The organism is Campylobacter concisus, assembly GCF_902460545.1.
In the GTDB taxonomy this organism is placed as follows: Bacteria; Campylobacterota; Campylobacteria; order Campylobacterales; family Campylobacteraceae; genus Campylobacter_A; species Campylobacter_A concisus_AE.
The window spans coordinates 349746-363655 of record NZ_CABPUE010000001.1 but is presented as its reverse complement, the minus strand read 5'-3'; the positions used below and the strand labels follow the sequence as shown (position 1 = coordinate 363655).

Genomic DNA, 13910 nt, shown 5'->3' with positions numbered 1-13910 from the left:
AAATTCTCTTAACGCATCAAAAATGCCATCGATAAATTTAAAGTCTTTTATCTCGTAAACATATCCAGCATCTTCGTCGCTCATTGGAGTAGCGATTGGTTTCATCATAGCGCCAAGACCAAATTTATTTGCTCCTGTTTTATAACCCTTTAGCGCCTCTTCGATAGCTGCTGCATCAAGAGATGTTAAAGCTGGAACTTTATTATTAAACATTTTTTCAGCTTTTGCACCATGACAGGCGATGCATTTTTTGTAGATAGCAGCACCATCTGCAGCAAAGGCAGCAGTTGAAAGTAGAGCCGCAACGCTAGAAACAATTAGTAATTTTTTCATTTTTCATCCTTTGTAAAAAAGTTTGTGCATTATAGTACAAAAAGGTAAATTCGCAAGAAGCTAGTTAAAATATTTTGGCTATAATCACCAAATGAATAAAAATGAGCCTATTAAAGCACTTTTTCTGGATAGAGACGGCGTAATAAACGAAGATGCTGGATATGTTTACGAGATAAAAGACTTTAAATTTATCGATGGCATTTTTGATGCGTTAAGAGAATTTAGCGATGCTGGCTATAAGCTCTTTGTTGTGACAAATCAATCAGGTATCGGAAGAGGCTACTACACGCAGGAGCAGTTTGACGCTCTAAACAAATTTATGCTTGAAAGCTTTAAAAAAGAGCAAATTTCCATCACAAAGGTCTATTTTTGCCCACACGCTCCAGAGGCGGATTGCGCTTGTAGAAAACCAAATCCAAAGATGATACTTGATGCTTGCAAAGAGTTTGACATCGACCTTGAAAACTCGCTAATGATAGGCGATAAGCCAAGTGACGTCGAGGCTGGCAAAAGGGCTGGTGTGGGCAAAAATTTCTTGCTTGATGGCATAAATTTTAAAGATGTAAGAGATGTTTTAAATAAGCTAAAAAAGGAAAAATCACTATGAATTTAAACGGAAAAAAGATAGTTATAACTGGCGGCGCTGGCTTTATCGGCTCAGCTTTGGCGCACTATTTTGATGAAAACTATAAAGATGCTCACGTGCTTGTCGTGGATAAATTTAGAAACGACGAGACATTTAGCAACGGCAATCTAAAAAGCTTTGGCCATTTTAAAAATTTATTTGGCTTTAAGGGTGAAATTTACGCTGGCGACATCAACGATCCTAGCACGCTTGATAAGATAAAAAACTTTCGTCCAGACGTCATCTACCACGAGGCAGCGATCTCAGATACGACTGTAAAAGAGCAAGACGAGCTAATAAAAACAAATGTAAATGCCTTTGTAAATTTGCTTGATATCTGCGAGAATTTGGGAGCAAAGATGATCTACGCTAGCTCAGGGGCGACTTATGGCAACGCAAAGAGCCCACAAACAGTTGGCGAGTGCGAAGCGCCAAATAACGTCTATGGCTTTAGTAAGCTAAGCATGGATAATATCAATAAAATTTACGCAAAACGCGGTGTAAGCGTGGTTGGACTGAGGTATTTTAACGTCTTTGGTAAGGGTGAGTTTTTCAAAAACAAAACCGCCTCAATGGTGCTTCAGTTTGGTCTGCAAATTTTAGCTGGCAAGACCCCAAGACTTTTTGAAGGTAGCGACCAGATCAAAAGAGATTTCGTCTATATAAAAGATATCATTGACGCAAACATAAAAGCACTTGACGCGCCAAGTGGCGTCTATAACGCAGCTACTGGCAAGGCTAGAAGCTTTCAAGATATCGCTGACATCTTGCAACGCGAAATCGGCGTAAATTTAGGCAACGAATACATCAAAAACCCATTTATCGGCTCATATCAGTTTCATACCGAGGCCGACGTAGCCCCAGCTCGCGAGGCATTTGGCTTTAGTGCGACTTGGAGCTTAGAAGAGGCGATAAAAGACTACTTACCAGAGATAAAGAGAATTTACAAGGAAGAGCTAAATGGCTAAGAGAGTTAAAATTTTAGTCGTCGGCGATCTCATGCTAGATCACTACATCTGGGGCAGCTGCGAGCGCATCTCGCCAGAAGCGCCAGTGCAGGTGGTAAAGATAAATAACGAAACCTACACGCTTGGTGGCGCTGGCAATGTAGTGAGAAATTTACTCTCTCTTGGCGCAAACGTAAGCGTGGCTAGCGTCTTAGGCGATGATGAGGCTGGTAAAAAGATAAAAGAGAAGCTTGCTGAGCTAAATGTAAAAGATGAGCTCATTCTTACTGAAAAAGGGCGTGAAAGCTCGATAAAAAGCCGCATAATGGCATCTCATCAGCAAGTTGTCAGGATCGATAAAGAGAGTGTTGTCAAGATAAATTTAGAAGATGAGCTTGTCTTAAAAGTAAAAGAAAATCTTGCAAATTTCAAGGCTGTCTTGCTAAGTGACTACGGCAAGGGCGTGCTTAGCAAGAAGGTCTGCCAAGAGATCATAAACGAGTGCGTGAAGCTAAAGATCCCAGTACTTATCGATCCAAAAGGTAGTGACTACTCAAAATACAAAAACGCGACCCTTCTAACGCCAAATAAAAAAGAGGCTAGCGAGGCTATAAATTTAAAGATAAAAGATAAGGTCGAGCTTGAAAAGGCGATAAAACAGCTAAAAGACGAGCTAAATTTGACCTATTCGATCATCACGATCTCAGAAGAGGGCATCGCGCTTTATGATGACAGGTTACACATCTTTGCGGCAAAAGCAAAAGAGGTTTTTGACGTCACTGGCGCTGGAGATACGGTGCTAGCTACACTTGGCTACATGCTAGCAAACGGGGCAGATATAAAAGAGGCGATAAAGATAGCAAACCTCGCTGCAGCCGTAGTTGTAGCAAAGATAGGCAGCGCAACGGCTAGCTTTAGCGAGATCGAGCAGCTGCTAAATAGCTCATTTGGGGCAAATTTCGAGCACAAGCTTAAAAGCGTTGAGGAGTTAGAAGAAATTTTGAGCCAAAAGGGCAAGAAAAAGGTCGTTTTCACAAATGGCTGCTTTGATATCTTGCACGCTGGACATGTAAAATACCTAGCGCGCGCAAGGGAGCTTGGCGATCTTTTGGTTGTCGGGCTAAATTCTGACGCTTCAGTTAAGAGGCTAAAAGGCGAGACAAGGCCTATAAACTCGCAAGATGATAGAGCCTGCGTGCTAAGTGGGCTTGGGTTTGTCGATTATGTCGTGATATTTGACGAGGATACTCCATTAAATTTGATAACAAAGATAAAGCCAGATGTGCTTGTAAAAGGGGCTGATTACAAGGGTAAAGAGGTCGTTGGCAGTGAGATCGTAAAAGAGGTCAGGCTGATTGATTTTGTCGAGGGCAAAAGCACAACAGGGATAATAAAAAGGATAAAAGATGCTAAAAACAATGATAAAAAATGAACTCGAGGCTCACCAAAAGACCTTTAGCGAGCATGTAAATTTACTTGATAGCCTAGAGCGCGCTTGCCAGATGGTAGCTGATACGCTAAAAAATGGCAAAAAGGTGCTGATATGTGGCAACGGTGGCTCTGCGGCGGATGCTCAGCACTTTGCGGCCGAGCTAACTGGCAGATATAAAAGTGAGCGCCAGCCACTACCAGGCATCGCGCTAACTACCGACACTTCGGCACTTACGGCCATTGGCAATGACTACGGCTTTGACTACGTTTTTTCACGTCAGTTTGAGGCCTTAGCTCAGCCAGGTGACTTGCTCGTAGCGATCTCAACAAGTGGCAACAGCAAAAATGTCCTTGAAGCTATAAAAAGTGCCAAGAAAATGGGCGCATCAGTGCTTGGACTTAGTGGCAAAGGCGGAGGCGCTATGAATGAGGATAGTGATCTAAATTTAGTCGTTAGCTCAAGCGATACTGCAAGGATACAAGAGTCGCACATATTTTTTATTCACACGATCTGCCAGGCTGTAGACGAGGCTTTTAGGGGCTAAAATGCAAGAAGTGATGGATAAATTTTTAAGTGATCCCAGCCAGCAAAATGAGATAAATTTGATATCGGTTTTAAAAAAGGCTACTTTTTTTGCTCCAGTGCTTTTAAACCAAGCACTCGCAAAGCCTGATGGCGGCGTTGTTTATGAGGAGGAGGGCTCAAATATCAAATTTATCCTACTTGAAGATGAGGGCGAGAAGCTTAGCTATTTTCCAGCATTTACTAGCAAAGAGGCGATGAAGCTTTGGCGAAACGACAGTGAGCAAGAGAGCATTGAGATAGGGCTAAAAGAGTATCTTGCGATGCTAAAAGAGAGCAGCTACGCTGGAGTCGTGGTTGATGCTTTTAGCTATGATTTTATTCTTAAAAAAGAGCAGATAGAAAAAATTTTAGACTAAAATTTTCATAGTTCTATTGCCAAAGTCGCTGATTTACTATTTAGCAAGTTTTTATTAATTTTAAGCTAAAATCAGCCAAGCTAAATTTAAGGAAAAAAATGAAAGACAATCTACTTGAATTAACCCAAGATATCGCATCAGTTGATATCGAAGAGTCTATAAAAACTAGCTATCTTGACTACTCCATGAGCGTCATCGTCGGACGTGCTTTGCCTGACGCTAGAGACGGATTAAAGCCAGTACATAGAAGAATTTTATACGCTATGGACAATCTTGGCGTTGGCAGCAGAAGTGCCTATATGAAGTCAGCTCGTATCGTCGGTGAAGTCATCGGTAAGTACCACCCACATGGTGATACAGCAGTTTATGACGCGCTTGTTCGTATGGCTCAGAAATTTTCTATGCGTTATCCAGTCGTTGACGGACAAGGAAACTTTGGCTCGATAGATGGCGACAGCGCAGCTGCAATGCGTTATACCGAAGCTAGAATGACCATGCTTACTGAAGAGCTTTTAAAAGATATCGACAAAGACACGGTTGATTTTGTGCCAAACTACGATGATAGAGAGGTCGAGCCTGATGTTTTGCCTAGCCGTGTGCCAAATTTATTATTAAATGGCTCAAGCGGTATTGCTGTCGGTATGGCGACAAATATCCCGCCACATAGCCTTGATGAGCTAATAGACGGTCTTTTGCTCCTTCTTGAAAACAAAGAGGCGACACTTGAAGAGGTGATGGAATTTATAAAAGGTCCAGACTTCCCAACTGGCGGTATCATCTTTGGTAAAAAAGGCATCATAGAGGCCTACCGCACAGGTCGTGGCAGGGTCAAACTAAGAGCTAAAACTCATATAGAAAAAAAGCCAAATAAAGATGTCATCGTTATCGACGAGCTACCTTATCAAACAAACAAAGCTAGACTCATCGAACAGATCGCCGAGCTTGTAAAAGATAAACAAATAGATGGCATTAGCGAGGTTAGAGATGAGTCTGATAAAGACGGCATCCGCGTAGTCATCGAGCTAAAACGCGACGCTATGAGCGACATCGTGCTAAATAATCTCTTTAAATCAACCACGATGGAGAGCACTTTTGGCGTTATTATGCTTGCTATTAATAACAAAGAGCCAAAGGTATTTAACCTTATCGAGCTACTTAAGCTATTTTTAAATCACAGAAAAACCGTTATCATTAGAAGAACGATATTTGAGCTTGAAAAAGCGCGCGCAAGAGCCCACATCTTAGAGGGTCTAAAGATCGCACTTGATAACATCGACGAGGTGATCGAGCTTATTAGAAATAGTGCTGATACGGCGGTTGCTAGAGAAGGCTTGATGAGTAAATTTAACCTCTCAGAGCTTCAAGCAAACGCTATCCTTGATATGCGTCTAAGTAAGCTTACAGGCCTAGAGAGAGAAAAACTAGAGGCCGAGTTAGCCGAGCTTATGGCTGAGATCGCAAGACTTGATGAAATTTTAAAGAGCGAGACATTGCTTGAAAATTTGATCAAAGAAGAGCTTCTTGAGATCAAAAATAAATTTAAAGTACCAAGAGTGACTGAGATCGTTGATGACTACGATGACATCGATATCGAAGATCTCATACCAAATGAAAATATGGTCGTAACCATAACTCACCGCGGCTACATCAAGCGTGTGCCAAGCAAGCAGTACGAGAAGCAAAAACGCGGCGGTAAGGGCAAAGTAGCGGTTACCACATACGACGATGACTTTATAGAAAGCTTCTTTACTTCAAATACCCACGATACGCTTATGTTTGTGACTGACCGCGGACAACTATACTGGCTAAAAGTTTACAAAATTCCAGAGGGAAGCCGCACAGCAAAGGGCAAAGCAGTTGTAAATTTGATCCAGTTGCAGCCTGATGAGAAGATCAAAGCGATCATCCCAACGACCGACTTTGACGAGAGCAAATCGTTAGCGTTCTTTACTAAAAACGGCATCGTAAAACGCACGAATTTAAGTGAGTTTAAAAACATTCGCTCAGTTGGCGTAAGAGCGATAAGCCTTGATGAGAACGACGAGCTAGTAACTGCGCTCATCGCTCAAACATACGATGATATGCCAGTCACTGACCCTGAAAATGAGCTAAGTGTTGAGACTGAGGTGCTTGAAGTAGAAGAGCTTCAAAATGAGATCGACGAAGATAGTGCAAATGCTGAGGAGGACGCAAACTCAAGCGATGAGACAATGCTATTTGTCGTTACTAAAAAGGGTATGTGCCTTAAATTTAAGATCAGCAAAGTTCGCCAAATGGGCAGAACTGCACGCGGCGTAACTGGCATCAAATTTAAAGAGCCAGGTGACGAAGTCGTAGGTGCAGCAGTCATCGAAAGCAATGATCAAGAAATTTTAAGCATATCTCAAAAAGGTATCGGCAAGCGCACAACTGCTGATGAGTATCGCTTGACAAATCGTGGCGGCAAAGGTGTCATCTGCATGAAGCTAACGAGCAGAACAGGCGATCTAGTGGGCGTTGTGATGGTTGATGAAGAGCAAGATCTAATGGCTCTAACATCAAGCGGCAAGATGATCAGAGTTGATATGCAAAGCATCCGCAAGGCAGGACGTAATACAAGCGGCGTTATCGTCGTAAATGTCGATGGTGATGATGTTGTAAGTATTGCAAGATGTCCTAAGGCAGATGATGGCGAGGACGAGGACGAAGCACCAAGCGAAGATATGGGGCTTTTGGAATAAATTTTGCTATTAAATTTTAAATAAAAGCATAAAAAAGGTTGTTTATGAAGGTTAAAATTTTATCTTTTACTTTGATGGTAGCTTTATTTGGCGGTTGCTCATTTAACGGCTTTATGGGCGAGCCAACTAGTACATCAAACCGCAACGTAGTCATCCAAAAGGTCGATAAAGACGATCTTAGAGAGGTGATGAAAAAAGAGAAGATGATATATGATAGCGCTCCAAGAGAGACCACTTTTAGAGCCACAGGCGAGGGCATAGCTCCGCTAAATTCGCTCTCGTACGCTCAGTCAGTCACTCTTGCAAAAAGAGCGGCGATGGCTGATGCTTATTCGCAGCTTGCAGGTAAGCTTTATGGTGTAAAGATCAACGCTGAAGACACCGTAAGAGATGCGATGCTAAATGACTCATCTATCACTTCAAAAGTTCAAGGTCTTGTCAAAAACGCAAGGATCGTGAATGAAAATTTCAAAGACGGGCTTTATAAGGTAAATATGGAGCTTAAGATAGACGAAGATAAGTGGCGAGAAGTCTTTTCTTACTAACGATACTTTTAAATTTCGCCTTTTGCCTGGAAGAATTTATCTTTTGGGCAAAGGTCGATACAAAAAACCAAATAGTTGCCTTTGAAGAAATTTCATTTTCAAAGGCGATGACTTTAACATCAAATCCAAAACCAAGATTTCTTTGCCAGATAGATGCTTTTAAAGATGAAAATACCACGACTCTTAGCTTTTTAAATTTACACAAAGATGAAATTTTTGACTGCTTTGCTTTAAAAAAAGTGATGATAAAAAATGAGCTAAACGTCAAAAATGTGCAGGTCACAAACGCTTCAAATTTGAAAATTTTGCCAGTTAGATTTATGGTAGAATTTAAGCCAAAATCCGCTATCATCGGCATACTTCAATAAAAAGAGATCAAATGAATATCGTCATAGTAGAAGATGACATCAATATGCGAAAGTCGCTTGAGATCGCACTTGGCGAGTATGAAGAGCTAAATATCAAAAGCTATAAGAGTGCAGTTGAAGCCCTAAAAAAACTAAGCGACGACACTGATCTAATCATAACCGACATAAACATGCCAAAGATGGATGGACTTGAGTTCATTAAAGAGTTAAACGGCAAATTTGACGTCATTATAATGACTGGTAACGCGACACTTAACAAGGCGATAGAGAGCGTTAGGCTCGGCGTAAAGGACTTTTTAACCAAGCCGTTTGACATCTCAACGCTTTACGAGGCGATAAAAAGGGTTGAGCTTCTTAAGCAAAAAACTCCAAAAACCATAAAAAAAGTTGAAACCAAAAACGAAAACAATGGCTTTTTAGCCACTTCAAAGGTACTTGAAGCTACTCTAAATATCGCGCTAAAAGCTGCAAGAACTGACGCCTCAATAATGCTTAGTGGTGAAAGTGGCGTTGGTAAGGAGGTCTTTGCTAAATTTATCCACGCAAACTCACCTAGAAAAGATGCTGCGTTTGTCGCCTTAAATATGGCTGCTATCCCTGAAAATTTGATAGAAAGCGAGCTTTTTGGCTTTGAAAAAGGCGCTTTTACCGACGCAGCTACTACCAAAAAAGGGCAGTTTGAAATGGCAAATGGCGGGACGCTATTTTTAGATGAGATCGGCGAGATGCCTATAAATTTACAGCCAAAATTGCTTCGTGCCTTGCAGGAGCGCGAGATAACAAGGCTTGGCGCTACAAAGAGCGAAAAGATAGACGTTCGCATCATCTGCGCTACAAACGCAAATTTAGAGCTTGCGATGAAAGAGGGCAGGTTTAGAGAGGATCTTTTCTACCGCCTAAACACGATCCCACTTTTTATCCCACCACTTCGCGAGCGAAAGGATGAAATTTTGCCTATCGCGCAGGATGCTTTGGACAAATGCTGCAAAGAGTATGGCTTTGAGTCTAAAAATTTCTCAAAGGCAGCCAAAGAGGAGCTTTTGGACTACGACTATCCAGGCAACATAAGAGAGCTCATTTCAGTCGTGCAAAGAGCGGCGATACTAAGCGAGGGCGATGAAATTTTGCCAAATGATCTATTTTTACAAGCCAGAAGCAAAAAATAGCCATAAATTTAAGTAAAATTACGAAAATTAAAAGAGATAAGGAGAGCAGATGAGAAAATTTAACGTAGCAGTCGTTGGTGCTACTGGAGCGGTCGGCGAAGAGCTTTTTAGAGTGATGGAAGAGGTTGAGTTTCCAGTTGGAGAGCTTTTGCCGCTTGCTAGCGCAAAAAGTGCTGGCAGCGAGATCGAATTTAATGGCAAATATTACAAGGTAAAAGAGCTAACTGAAAAGGTTTTTAGCGAGCACGAGATAGATATCGCATTTTTTAGTGCGGGCGGTTCAGTCTCAGAGAAATTTGCCAAATTTGCAGCTGATAGTGGCGCAGTAGTTATCGATAACACCAGCCATTTTAGGATGGATAAAGACATCCCCCTTGTTGTGCCAGAATGTAATCCAAGTGATATAGCTATGTGGAAAAATCGCGGTATCATCGCAAATCCAAACTGCTCAACCATCCAAATGGTGCAAATTTTAAAACCACTAAATGACGCTTTTAGTATCAATAGAGTCGATGTTTCTACATACCAAGCAGCAAGCGGTGCTGGCAAAGAGGGCATGGAAGAGCTTGTCATTCAGATGCAAAAATTCTTTGAGTTTAAGCTTGATGAGTGTGAGCCAAAGGTATTTGCGCACCGCCTAGCACTAAATGTGATCCCTCACATCGATGTCTTTTTGGACAATGACTACACAAAAGAAGAGATGAAAATGGTCAATGAAACGCAAAAAATTCTTCACAAAGATATAGAAGTTAGCGCTACCTGTGTGCGTGTGCCAGTGCTTAGAAGCCACTCTGAGGCGATCACTATCCACTTTGATAAAGATGTAAGTGCGGATGCAGCGAGAGAAATTTTAAGCAAAGCTCCAAGCGTCGTCGTAGTCGATAATCCGGCAAATAAAGAGTATCCGATGCCTATCATTTCAAGCGATACAAATGAGACTTATGTTGGTAGGATCAGAGTTGATAATTACAGACCTAATGTGCTTCATCTTTGGTGCAGTGCCGATCAGATACGCGTAGGGGCTGCGACAAATGCCGTCAGGATCGCACAAAAGTGGATCGCGATGCAAGAGTAAATAAAAAGGATTTTTATTGCGTAAGATATTTGAAAAAATTTTGCTTGCAAGCAACAGCTTTACACTTTTTCCAGTAATTTTTGGACTTTTAGGTGCGATCGTACTTTTTATCATCGCAAGTTACGACGTCGGCAAGGTACTTTTAGAGGTTTATAAATATTTCTTTGCTGCAGATTTTCACGTTGAAAATTTCCACTCAGAAGTCGTTGGTGAGATAGTTGGAGCGATCGATCTATACTTGATGGCGCTTGTTCTTTATATATTTAGCTTCGGAATTTACGAGCTTTTCATCTCAGAGATCACACAGTTAAAGCAGTCAAAGCAGAGCAAAGTCTTAGAGGTTCACTCTCTTGATGAGCTAAAAGATAAGCTTGGCAAAGTGATCGTCATGGTCTTAATCGTAAATTTCTTCCAAAGGGTGCTTCACGCAAACTTTACAACTCCGCTTGAGATGGCCTATCTTGCGGCTTCTATCCTTGCACTTTGCCTTGGACTTTACTTCCTTCACAAGGGAGATCACTAAAATTTTAAGCGTTTTTACGCTTAAAATTTCCCCTACATCTTTTCTTTAGCTATTTTTAGGTAATATCCCTTTAAAAATTTAAAGGAAATTTAATGATTTTTATAGACGCTTGTCTTAAAAAACCTACCCCTTATACGCCTGTTTGGATGATGCGCCAAGCTGGTAGATATCTACCAGAGTATATGCGAGTACGCGCGCAAGCAGGGGATTTTTTGTCACTTTGCAAAGACTACAAAAAGGCTAGCGAAGTCACGCTTCAACCAGTTGAAATTCTAGGCGTTGATGCGGCGATTTTATTTAGCGACATCCTTGTTGTGCCTCTTGAAATGGGTATGCATCTACGTTTTGAAAAGGGCGAGGGGCCAGTTTTTAGTGAGCCTTTGCGTGATAAGGCCGCACTTGATGCACTTAGTATCGAAAAATCGACTAAAAATTTAGCATACGTCTATGACACGATCAAGCTCACAAGAGAAAAATTAGCCAAAGATAAGGCACTAATTGGCTTTTGTGGCGCACCTTGGACGATAGCTACATACATGATCGAGGGTGGTGGCAGTAAAACTTATGCGGTCTGCAAAAAAATGCTCTATCAAAATCCAGAATTTTTACATCAAATTTTAGAAAAAGTTACGCAAGCTCTCATCCTTTATGTCAAAGAGCAGATAAGAGCAGGCGTAAATGCGGTACAAATTTTTGATAGCTGGGCAGCTGCACTTGAAGAGCAGGCTTATTTTGAGTTTGGATTTAACTACATAAACAAGATAGTTGATAGCGTTAAGGCTGAGTTTCCAGAAATTCCAGTCATCGTTTTCCCAAAAGGAATAAGCGGCTATCTGGATAAAATTTCAGGAAAATTTGATATTTTTGGTGTCGATTGGAGTACACCGATAGAGCTAGCCAAAGCAAAACTTAGTCCAAGATATGTCCTTCAAGGAAACATGGAGCCAACAAGGCTTTATAGCAAAAAGGCGATAGATGAAGGCGTAAATAAAATTTTAAGCACGATGAAAGGCGTGCCTCATATTTTCAATCTTGGTCATGGAATTTTGCCTGATGTGCCAGTTGAGAATGCAAAATATTTCATAAAACAGGTGCAGACAAAAAGTGCAAGGTAACAAGCCTTGCATCGTCTTTGGACCGATAAATTCTCGCCGTTTTGGCATGAGCCTTGGCATAGATCTAAGCCCAAAGCAAAAATCATGTAATTTTGACTGTGTTTATTGCGAGCTAAGTGGCGCTAAAGTAATCAATGCGATAGAAAATCCACCAAGTGTTGACGAGATCATAAGCGATTTAAAAGAAGCTTTAAAAGCTTATCAAAATATCGACGTCATCACGCTTACAGCAAATGGCGAACCAACTCTTTACCCACACTTAAAAGAGCTGATAGCAAAAGTAAATGAGCTAAAAGGTAGCGCAAAAACACTTATTTTGAGTAATGGCTCAGGCGTGTGTGATCCAAAAATTTGTGAAGCGCTACATGGGTTTGATATAGTGAAATTTAGCCTGGATAGTGCAGTACAAAGTACTTTTAAAAAGATAGACCGCAACAAAAGCGGCATAGAAGTTAGCGAGCTCATAAAAGCGATGGCTAAATTTCGTAAGGAATTTACTGGCAAGCTTGTGCTTGAAATTTTGGTTGTGACTGGATTTAACGACAAAGAAGAGGAATTTATAGCTCTAAATGCAGCGATAAATGAGATAGCTCCGCACCGAGTGGATATTGGCACGATAGATCGCCCACCAGCTTATAATGTAAAGGGTGTAGACGCCAAAAAACTAGAGGAGCTAGCCAAGCAGATAAGTGGCGTACCGGTTAATATAGCTAAAGCTCACAAAATAGAGCAAAAGTATAACTTTAGTGAGGAAGAAATTTTAGAAATGCTAAGGCGTCGTCCGCAAACTATCGCAAATGTTGAAGAAAATTTCTCAGAGCACTCAAAGCAAATTTTAAACAAGCTCTTGCAACAAGATATGGTTTATCTAGCCGATGTTGCTGGGGTAAAATTTTACAAACTAAGAGCATAAATGAAAAGAATCCTTACAATACAAGATATCTCGTGCGTTGGCAAATGTTCCCTTACTGTCGCGCTTCCGATAATTAGCGCTCAAGGCATTGAGGCGTGCATATTGCCTACTGCGCTACTTTCGACTCACACTGGCTTTAAAAATTTCACATTTTGTGATCTGACTGATGAATTTGACGCGGTAACACAAGTATGGCACAAAGAAAATATCAAATTTGATGGAATTTATACCGGATTTTTAGGTAGCTTTGGTCAGCTTGAGCTGATAGAGAAAATTTTTAATGAGTTTAGTGGCTCTGCTCCGCTAATACTTGTAGATCCTTGCATGGGCGACAATGGCAAGCTCTATCATGGCTTTGATGAAAAATTTGTTATGAAAATGCGCGAACTTTGCTCAAAAGCTCATGTTATTACGCCAAATATAACTGAAGCAAGCTTTATGTGTGGCAAGCCATTTTTGAGAGATGAATATAATGAAGATTATATTTTGGAATTACTAGAAAATTTAGCGAGTTTTGGTGCGTATAAGATCGTGTTAAAGGGTATTAGATACAAGCAAAATGAATGTGGCATCATAGCTTACGACGCAAAGACAAAAGAGAAAGTAGAGTATTTTCACGAGTTTTTGCCATTTCACACGAGTGGAACCGGAGATATATTTGCTTCTGTGCTTTTTGGCTCACTCATAAATGGCGAAAGCATGCAAAATTCTATCAAAAAGGCAGCAAACTTTGTGCTTAGTAGCATTAAAGTCACGCTAAAAGATAAGAGTCGTGCATGGTATGGTGTGCAGTTTGAAAAGATGCTTGGCACTCTTGCAAAATAGGCGGGCAAACTACTTATTTAAAATTTTTAATAACACAACGATATGGCAAAGATTTATATCTTTGCTAGCTGTTAGAAGTGCTATATCGCCATGCTCTTTTTCCAATTTTTTTAGCATTTTAAAGCAAGATTGTGCTTTTTCATTATCAAGCTCGAGCTCAAATTTCTCACAAAACTCATCAAATCTAGCTTCTTTATCTTCATGAAACCACTCTCTTAAAGTAGTGCTTGGTGTGATATCTTTTAACCAAAGGAAATTTGAAAATATCTCTTTTCTTATACCTCTTGGATAGAGCCTATCAACAAAAGCAGCCTTCATATCCAAACTATCATCTTTGATAAAATCATAAATTCTATAAGCTTTAAACATGTTGTGATTGTAA

General features: G+C 40.7%; 16 protein-coding genes. 14 read left to right on the top strand and 2 right to left on the bottom strand.

Going from position 1 to position 13910, the window contains the following annotated elements; genetic code table 11:
* On the bottom strand, nucleotides 1-333 hold a 333-nt coding region (locus FZ949_RS01805; RefSeq protein WP_262367765.1), incomplete at its 3' end, for a c-type cytochrome.
* A 91-nt stretch (nucleotides 334-424) separates the two neighbouring features.
* On the opposite strand from FZ949_RS01805, the gene gmhB reads away from it, so the two are divergent.
* The 14 genes from gmhB (at nucleotide 425) to FZ949_RS01735 (ending at nucleotide 13528) form a co-directional block, all read left to right on the top strand.
* On the top strand, nucleotides 425-940 hold the full coding sequence (gene gmhB, locus FZ949_RS01800) for a D-glycero-beta-D-manno-heptose 1,7-bisphosphate 7-phosphatase (protein WP_103580166.1): 516 nt from the start codon (nucleotides 425-427) through the stop codon (nucleotides 938-940).
* Nucleotides 937-1926: an ADP-glyceromanno-heptose 6-epimerase gene (gene rfaD, locus FZ949_RS01795; RefSeq protein ID WP_103580167.1), complete on the top strand. Its 990-nt coding sequence runs from the start codon at nucleotides 937-939 to the stop codon at nucleotides 1924-1926. Before gmhB ends, rfaD begins: the two co-directional genes overlap by 4 nt.
* The gene (rfaE1, locus tag FZ949_RS01790; RefSeq protein WP_103580168.1) at nucleotides 1919-3337 is read left to right on the top strand and encodes a D-glycero-beta-D-manno-heptose-7-phosphate kinase; all 1419 of its coding nucleotides are present in this window, start codon (nucleotides 1919-1921) and stop codon (nucleotides 3335-3337) included. The genes rfaD and rfaE1 overlap by 8 nt, the downstream gene beginning before the upstream one ends.
* Nucleotides 3312-3881, top strand: a complete 570-nt coding sequence (gene gmhA / locus FZ949_RS01785; protein WP_103580169.1) for a D-sedoheptulose 7-phosphate isomerase — start codon at nucleotides 3312-3314, stop codon at nucleotides 3879-3881. The genes rfaE1 and gmhA overlap by 26 nt, the downstream gene beginning before the upstream one ends.
* A gap of 1 nt (nucleotide 3882) precedes the next feature.
* Nucleotides 3883-4278, top strand: a complete 396-nt coding sequence (locus FZ949_RS01780) for an SseB family protein (protein WP_103580170.1) — start codon at nucleotides 3883-3885, stop codon at nucleotides 4276-4278.
* 98 nt (nucleotides 4279-4376) lie between these two features.
* Entirely contained in the window at nucleotides 4377-6998 is a 2622-nt protein-coding gene (gene gyrA / locus FZ949_RS01775) for a DNA gyrase subunit A (RefSeq protein WP_103580171.1), read from the top strand.
* A 44-nt stretch (nucleotides 6999-7042) separates the two neighbouring features.
* Nucleotides 7043-7543: an LPP20 family lipoprotein gene (locus FZ949_RS01770; protein WP_103580172.1), complete on the top strand. Its 501-nt coding sequence runs from the start codon at nucleotides 7043-7045 to the stop codon at nucleotides 7541-7543.
* Nucleotides 7519-7911, top strand: a complete 393-nt coding sequence (locus FZ949_RS01765) for a hypothetical protein (protein WP_103580173.1) — start codon at nucleotides 7519-7521, stop codon at nucleotides 7909-7911. Before FZ949_RS01770 ends, FZ949_RS01765 begins: the two co-directional genes overlap by 25 nt.
* An 11-nt stretch (nucleotides 7912-7922) precedes the next feature.
* Nucleotides 7923-9077, top strand: coding sequence for a sigma-54-dependent transcriptional regulator (locus tag FZ949_RS01760; RefSeq protein WP_103580174.1), 1155 nt, complete (start codon nucleotides 7923-7925; stop codon nucleotides 9075-9077).
* 49 nt (nucleotides 9078-9126) lie between these two features.
* Entirely contained in the window at nucleotides 9127-10152 is a 1026-nt protein-coding gene (locus FZ949_RS01755) for an aspartate-semialdehyde dehydrogenase (protein WP_103580175.1), read from the top strand.
* Between the two features lie 16 nt (nucleotides 10153-10168).
* Nucleotides 10169-10675 (top strand): YqhA family protein, encoded by a 507-nt coding sequence (locus tag FZ949_RS01750; RefSeq protein ID WP_085657434.1) that lies wholly within the window; start codon nucleotides 10169-10171, stop codon nucleotides 10673-10675.
* A 92-nt stretch (nucleotides 10676-10767) separates the two neighbouring features.
* Complete coding sequence (gene hemE / locus FZ949_RS01745) at nucleotides 10768-11790, top strand: uroporphyrinogen decarboxylase (protein WP_148790043.1); 1023 nt, start codon at nucleotides 10768-10770, stop codon at nucleotides 11788-11790.
* Between the two features lie 46 nt (nucleotides 11791-11836).
* Nucleotides 11837-12703: a radical SAM protein gene (locus FZ949_RS01740; protein ID WP_103580217.1), complete on the top strand. Its 867-nt coding sequence runs from the start codon at nucleotides 11837-11839 to the stop codon at nucleotides 12701-12703.
* Nucleotides 12704-13528, top strand: coding sequence for a pyridoxamine kinase (locus FZ949_RS01735; RefSeq protein WP_103580177.1), 825 nt, complete (start codon nucleotides 12704-12706; stop codon nucleotides 13526-13528).
* A 9-nt stretch (nucleotides 13529-13537) separates the two neighbouring features.
* On the opposite strand, the gene FZ949_RS01730 is transcribed toward FZ949_RS01735, so the two are convergent.
* Nucleotides 13538-13910, bottom strand: a 373-nt coding sequence (locus FZ949_RS01730) for a DUF488 domain-containing protein (RefSeq protein ID WP_262367764.1), incomplete at its 5' end; no start/stop codon positions are given.

Excerpts from the sequence above, each read along its gene's own strand:
- gmhB (WP_103580166.1), top strand. The coding sequence starts at position 425 with ATGAATAAAAATGAGCCTATTAAAGCACTTTTTCTGGATAGAGACGGC.
- rfaD (WP_103580167.1), top strand. The coding sequence starts at position 937 with ATGAATTTAAACGGAAAAAAGATAGTTATAACTGGCGGCGCTGGCTTT.
- rfaE1 (WP_103580168.1), top strand. The coding sequence starts at position 1,919 with ATGGCTAAGAGAGTTAAAATTTTAGTCGTCGGCGATCTCATGCTAGAT.
- gmhA (WP_103580169.1), top strand. The coding sequence starts at position 3,312 with ATGCTAAAAACAATGATAAAAAATGAACTCGAGGCTCACCAAAAGACC.
- FZ949_RS01780 (WP_103580170.1), top strand. The coding sequence starts at position 3,883 with ATGCAAGAAGTGATGGATAAATTTTTAAGTGATCCCAGCCAGCAAAAT.
- gyrA (WP_103580171.1), top strand. The coding sequence starts at position 4,377 with ATGAAAGACAATCTACTTGAATTAACCCAAGATATCGCATCAGTTGAT.
- FZ949_RS01770 (WP_103580172.1), top strand. The coding sequence starts at position 7,043 with ATGAAGGTTAAAATTTTATCTTTTACTTTGATGGTAGCTTTATTTGGC.
- FZ949_RS01760 (WP_103580174.1), top strand. The coding sequence starts at position 7,923 with ATGAATATCGTCATAGTAGAAGATGACATCAATATGCGAAAGTCGCTT.
- FZ949_RS01755 (WP_103580175.1), top strand. The coding sequence starts at position 9,127 with ATGAGAAAATTTAACGTAGCAGTCGTTGGTGCTACTGGAGCGGTCGGC.
- hemE (WP_148790043.1), top strand. The coding sequence starts at position 10,768 with ATGATTTTTATAGACGCTTGTCTTAAAAAACCTACCCCTTATACGCCT.
- FZ949_RS01740 (WP_103580217.1), top strand. The coding sequence starts at position 11,837 with ATGAGCCTTGGCATAGATCTAAGCCCAAAGCAAAAATCATGTAATTTT.
- FZ949_RS01735 (WP_103580177.1), top strand. The coding sequence starts at position 12,704 with ATGAAAAGAATCCTTACAATACAAGATATCTCGTGCGTTGGCAAATGT.